This window comes from Micromonospora sp. NPDC047467 (assembly GCF_040643095.1).
GTDB lineage: Bacteria > Actinomycetota > Actinomycetes > Mycobacteriales > Micromonosporaceae > Micromonospora.
In genome coordinates this window covers 634256-640274 of the sequence record NZ_JBEYTO010000004.1, presented here as the reverse complement: position 1 = coordinate 640274, position 6019 = coordinate 634256, and the positions used below count along the sequence as shown (strand labels likewise).

The following is a 6019-nucleotide window of genomic DNA, read 5'->3' as shown; positions in this document are numbered from 1 at the left end:
CTCCACGTTCAGATAGCCCCCCCCCCTCGGCTTCCCCGCCCCCGCGACCCCCCAGGTCGTGGCATCTTTCAAGGCGTTTTTGGGTCACGTCGGGGTGTCGGCCGACACCCCGACGTCCCGGACGCGAGTCGATCAACCTGCGGCGCCAACCCCCATCATCGGATACGCGCCAACGGGGCGAGGCCCAGCGCTCAGGCCAGCGAGATCTGGTCCCCGGTGACCTTGATCTCCTTGGAGGGCAGCGGCTTGGTGGCCGGGCCGGCCTTCACCGAGCCGTCCTCGATCGAGAACCTGCTGCCGTGGCAGGTGCAGTTGATGGTGCCGCCGTCGATGTTCGACACCGGGCAGGTCTGGTGCGTACAGATCGGGCTGAAGCCCTTGAACTGCCCGGCGGTCGGCTGGGTGATCACCACGCCCTCGGCGGCGAGGATCTTGCCGCCACCGACCGGGATGTCGGCCGTGGTGGCCAGCGACTGGGCGTCCTGCCGATTGCCGCCGCCAGCGTCACCGGTGCTGGGCACCGGCGGGCCACCGCTGGTCGGGGCGGCGGCGCCGTCACCGGTGTCGTCGCTGCCGCAGGCAGCCAGGACGACGGCCGCGCCGGCCGCTCCGACACCGGTGAGCAGAGCCCGACGGGTCTGCATACCCGGACCGGTCAGCGCCTGATCGTCACTCATGCCTCGCCTCTCTGTAGCCCGCTGGGCCGGTCCAAAGCCGGCCACACTTCTCCACACGGGCAACTGTGCCGGACGGTTCACCCCGGCATCTGGCCGACCAGGAAATGAGACGGGGCGGGCCGAACCGGCTCGCCCACGCCCACTCGGCGTACACGAAAGGGTTCGGACCCGCCCCGGCTGTCGGGGTCAGCGTGCGCCGGCTGCCACCTTGCGGCTGGCCCGCGCCTTGGTGACGCCGTTGGCCTTGGCGGCGCGGGTGGAGGCGGCCGCCGCGCCCTTGGCCTCGCCGTCGAGCTTGAGGACCCCGCGCAGGAACTGACCGGTGTGGCTCTCGGGCACCTCGGCGACCTCTTCCGGGGTGCCGGTGGCGAGCACCGTGCCACCTCGGTGCCCACCCTCCGGGCCCATGTCGATCAGCCAGTCGGCCGTCTTGATCACGTCGAGGTTGTGCTCGATGGTGATCACCGTGTTGCCCTTGTCGACGAGCCCCTCCAACACCATCAGCAGCTTGCGGATGTCCTCGAAGTGCAGGCCGGTGGTCGGCTCGTCGAGCACGTAGACCGTCCGACCGGTGGAGCGCTTCTGCAGCTCGGAGGCGAGCTTGACCCGCTGCGCCTCACCGCCGGACAGCGTCGGCGCGGGCTGGCCGAGGCGGACGTAGCCCAGGCCGACGTCGACAAGCGTCTTGAGGTGCCGGTGGATGGCCGGGATGGCGGAGAAGAACTCGGCGGCCTCCTCGATCGGCATCTCCAGCACGTCCGAGACGGTCTTGCCCTTGTAGTGCACCTCGAGGGTCTCCCGGTTGTACCGGGCGCCCTTGCAGACCTCGCAGGGGACGTACACGTCGGGCAGGAAGTTCATCTCGATCTTGATGGTGCCGTCACCGGAGCAGGCCTCGCAGCGGCCGCCCTTGACGTTGAACGAGAACCGGCCCGGCCCGTACCCCCGGACCTTGGCCTCGGTGGTCTCGGCGAAGAGCTTGCGGACGTGGTCCCAGACCCCGGTGTAGGTGGCCGGGTTGGAGCGCGGCGTCCGGCCGATCGGCGACTGGTCCACGCCGACGACCTTGTCCACGTGCTCCAGACCGGAGACCCGGGTGTGCCGGCCGGGCACCAGCCGGGCGCCGTTGATCTGGTTGGCCAGGACCGCGTACAGGATGTCGTTGACCAGCGTCGACTTGCCCGAGCCGCTGACGCCGGTGACGGCGATCAACTGGCCGAGCGGGAACCCGACGGTCAGGTTGCGCAGGTTGTGCTCCCGCGCGCCGTGCACCACCAACTCGCGGCCCGGGTCCTGCGCGCGGCGGCCGGTCGGCGTCGGGATCGACCGTCGCCGGGACAGGTACGCCCCGGTGATCGACTCCTTGTTCTTCAGCAGCGCAGGCACCGAACCGCTGTGCACGATCTTGCCGCCGTGCTCGCCGGCCCCGGGCCCGATGTCGACGATCCAGTCGGCGGTGCGGATCGTGTCCTCGTCGTGCTCCACCACGATCAGCGTGTTGCCCAGCCCCCGCAGCCGGATCAGGGTTTCGATCAGCCGGTGGTTGTCGCGCTGGTGCAGCCCGATCGACGGCTCGTCGAGCACGTAGAGCACGCCCACCAGGCCGGAGCCGATCTGGGTGGCGAGCCGGATGCGCTGCGCCTCACCACCGGACAGGGTGCCGGCCGGCCGGTCCAGGGAGAGGTAGTCCAGGCCGACGTCGAGCAGGAACCGCAGCCGGGCGTTGATCTCCTTGAGGACCCGCTCGGCGATCATCTTCTGCCGGTCGGTCAGCTCGATGCCGGCGAGCAGGTCGGCGCAGTCCCCGACGGAGAGGTTGCAGACCTCGGCGATGCTCTTGCCGGCCAGGGTGACCGCGAGCACCTCGGGCTTGAGCCGGGCTCCACCGCAGGCCGCGCACGGCACGTCGCGCATGTAGCCCTCGTACTTGTCGCGGGACCACTCGGACTCGGTGTCGGAGTGCCGGCGCTCGATCCACTGCACCACGCCCTCGAAGCCGGTGTAGTAGGAGCGCTCACGGCCGTACTTGTTGCGGTAGCGCACGTGCACCTGGTCGTCGGAGCCGTGCAGGATCGTCTTCTGCGCGCGGGCCGGCAACGCCCGCCACGGGGTGTCGACGTCGAAGTGCTGGGCCTCGCCGAGCGCCTCCAGCAGCCGCAGGAAGTATTCGAGGTTGTGCCCGGTGGACCACGGCTGGATGGCACCCTCGCGCAGGCTGCGCTCCGGGTCGGGCACCAGCAGCTCCGGGTCGACCTCCTTCTTGGTGCCCAGACCGGTGCACTCCGGGCAGGCGCCGTACGGCGCGTTGAAGGAGAAGACCCGGGGCTCCAGATCCTCGATGGCGAGCGGGTGGTCGTTGGGGCAGGCCAGGTGCTCGGAGTAGCGGCGCTCCCGGTCCGGGTCGTCCTCCGGAAGGTCGACGAAGTCGAGCAGCACCAGGCCGCTGGACAGGCCCAGGGCGGCCTCGACCGAGTCGGTCAGCCGCTGCTTGGCGCTCGGCTTGACGGTGAGCCGGTCGATCACCACCTCGATGGTGTGCTTCTCCTGCTTCTTGAGCTTCGGTGGCTCGGTCAGCGGGTGCACCACGCCGTCGACCCGGGCCCGGGCGTAGCCCTTGGCCTGCAGTTCGGCGAAGAGGTCGACGTACTCGCCCTTGCGGCCGCGGATGACCGGGGCGAGCACCATGAACTTGGTGCCCTCGGCCATCGCGAGGACCCGGTCGACGATCTGCTGCGGGCTCTGCCGGGAGATCCGCTCACCGCAGACCGGGCAGTGTGGCTCGCCGATGCGGGCGAAGAGAAGGCGCAGGTAGTCGTAGACCTCGGTGATGGTGCCGACGGTCGAGCGTGGGTTGCGCGAGGTGGACTTCTGGTCGATCGAGACGGCCGGGCTCAGCCCCTCGATGAAGTCGACGTCGGGCTTGTCCATCTGGCCGAGGAACTGCCGGGCGTACGACGAGAGCGACTCCACGTAGCGCCGCTGGCCCTCGGCGAAGATCGTGTCGAAGGCCAGGCTCGACTTGCCCGACCCGGACAGCCCGGTGAACACGATCAGTGCGTCCCGGGGCAGGTCGAGACTGACGTCACGCAGGTTGTGCTCGCGCGCGCCACGGATGATGAGTCGGTCGGCCACGGTACGTGTACTCCCGGGTGAAGGTGAAGCGGAGGGATCTGTCCCGCTCTGCGATGGTTCGGAGCGGTGGTTCGGAGCGGTGGTTCTGAGCGGTCGTGCGGGCGCGGAAAACACGCCTCGGCAACTCTAGCCCCGAGGTACGACAGTTTCCCTCGCCCGCACATTCCCCCAGCTCAGCCCGGTCGGCCGCGCCGACCAGCCGGTCGGCGCATCGACCAGCCGCCCGACGATCGTGCCGGTCAGTAGCCCCCGGGCGACGGCGGCCGGGCTGCCCTGCGCCGGGCCCCGCGCCAGCCACCGCGCCGCTCGGCGGCCAGCCGCGCCTCCCGCCGCCGGCTCTCGTGGGCCACCTCCCCCTGCAGTCGCCGCCAACTCTCCCACCGCCGGGGGGACAACTCCCCGGTGCGCAGCGCGTCGCGGACCGCGCAGGCGGGCTCGCCGTCGTGCCCGCAGTCGGCGTACCGGCAGCCCTCGGCCAGCCCGGCGATGTCGGCGAACGCCCGGTCCAACCCGGCGGCGCCGTCGAGCAGGCCGACCGCCCGCACGCCGGGCGTGTCGATCACCGCGCCGCCGCCCGGGATCGGCACCAGGGCCCGCCAGGTGGTGGTGTGCCGACCCTTGCCGTCGACCCGACGGATCGCCTGTGTCGGCATCATCACGGCCCCGGCGAGGGCGTTGACCAGGCTCGACTTGCCGGCGCCGGACGGCCCGAGCAGGCCCAGCGTGCGACCCGGCGCGACCTCGGCGCGCAGCGGGTCCAGCCCGACGCCACGCTCCGCGCTGACCGGCAGCACCGGCACCCCGGGCGCCACCTCGGCGATCTGGCGGGCCAGCGCGGCGGGGTCGGCCGCGAGGTCGGCCTTGGTCAGCACCACGAGCGGCCGCGCGCCGGACTCGTGGGCCAGCGAGAGCAGCCGCTCGATGCGGCCGACGTCCGGCTCCGGGTGCACCGGCTCGACCACCGCGGCGGCGTCGAGGTTGGCGGCCAGCACCTGGCCGCTGGCGTCCTTGCCCGCGGTACGGCGGATCAGCGCGGCCCGCCGGGGCAGCACGGTCGCCACGGTGGTCCGGCGGTCCGGCCAGTGCGTGAGCAGCACCCAGTCGCCGGCGCAGGGCAGCGCGGAGGGATCCTGGGCGGCGGCGGTGAGCACCGCCGGGCCGAGGCTGGCCCGGACCGGGCCGGCGGCGGTGAGCACCGTGCAGACTCCCCGGTCCACCCGGGCCACCCGGCCCGGGTGGTGCTCGCCACGCCGGGCGGCGTAGGCCGCGCGGTCGGCGTCCCAGCCGAGGGCGGTCAGATCGATCGTCATGGCATCCTCATCGGTGTCGAAGCTGGTGATGGCGGAACACGCGTGCCACGTCCGGCATGAACACCACCTCCATCCGACGCCCCGGTGCCGCGTATGGCGCCGACGGTAGGGCGCGGGCCGACGCGCCGAAAGCGATTTCCCCGACGACGGCGCGTCAGCGGACCGCTAGGGTCGACGCGTGACCACGGACCCGCTGCTGCTGATGGGCGAGGTGGACGCGGCCACCAGCCGGCTGCTGCGTACCGCCGCCTCCTTCGACGCCGCCGACCTGGCCGCGGCGTCGCTGCTGCCGGGCTGGTCGCGCGGTCACGTTCTGGCCCACCTGGCCCGCAACGCGGACGGTTTCGTCAACCTGCTCACCGCGGCCCGCACCGGTGAGCCGCTGCCGATGTACGCCTCGCTGGCGGCCCGGACGGCGGACATCGAGGCTGGAGCGGGCCGGCCGGCCGCCGAGCACCTGGACGACCTGCGGCGCACCGCGGACCTGTTCACCGAGGCGGTCGAGGCGATGCCGGCCGAGGCGTGGGGGGCGACGGTGCAGGCGCGCCGAGGGCCGTGGCCCGCCGTCCTGCTCGTCTGGGGTCGCCTGCGCGAGATCGAGGTGCACCACCTGGACCTGGCCGCCAGCTACCGGCCCGGCGACTGGTCGGAGACGTTCGCCCACCGGCTGCTGCGCGAGGCGGCCACCCATCACGGCGACGGGCCGGCACCGCCGTCGATGGTGCTGCGCGTCGACGGCAGCCACCACGAGGTGGTCATCGGGGACCGCGCCGGCGCACCGACCGTCACCGGTCCCGCCCCCGACCTGGCCGCCTGGCTGATCGGCCGGGACGGCGGCCATGCGCTCGCCGTCACCCCGGACGGCCCCCTGCCCACTCCACCGGAATGGATATAGACACC

The 6019-nt window shown here is 72.3% G+C and carries 4 protein-coding genes; 1 reads left to right on the top strand and 3 read right to left on the bottom strand.

The annotated features are described in order from the left end of the window. Nucleotides 1-191: 191 nt before the first annotated feature. From ABZ780_RS15425 to rsgA, 3 genes are all read right to left on the bottom strand, one after another. Nucleotides 192-677 carry a Rieske (2Fe-2S) protein gene (locus ABZ780_RS15425; RefSeq protein WP_357011219.1) on the bottom strand — a complete coding sequence of 162 codons (486 nt, stop codon included), beginning with the start codon at nucleotides 675-677 and terminating at the stop codon, nucleotides 192-194. A 186-nt stretch (nucleotides 678-863) separates the two neighbouring features. Beyond that, nucleotides 864-3809: an excinuclease ABC subunit UvrA gene (gene uvrA / locus ABZ780_RS15420; protein WP_357011217.1), complete on the bottom strand. Its 2946-nt coding sequence runs from the start codon at nucleotides 3807-3809 to the stop codon at nucleotides 864-866. A 239-nt stretch (nucleotides 3810-4048) separates the two neighbouring features. After that, nucleotides 4049-5119, bottom strand: a complete 1071-nt coding sequence (rsgA, locus tag ABZ780_RS15415; RefSeq protein ID WP_357011215.1) for a ribosome small subunit-dependent GTPase A — start codon at nucleotides 5117-5119, stop codon at nucleotides 4049-4051. Between the two features lie 178 nt (nucleotides 5120-5297). On the opposite strand from rsgA, the gene ABZ780_RS15410 reads away from it, so the two are divergent. Next, nucleotides 5298-6014, top strand: a complete 717-nt coding sequence (locus ABZ780_RS15410) for a maleylpyruvate isomerase family mycothiol-dependent enzyme (protein ID WP_357011213.1) — start codon at nucleotides 5298-5300, stop codon at nucleotides 6012-6014. The last annotated feature ends 5 nt before the right edge of the window (nucleotides 6015-6019 follow it).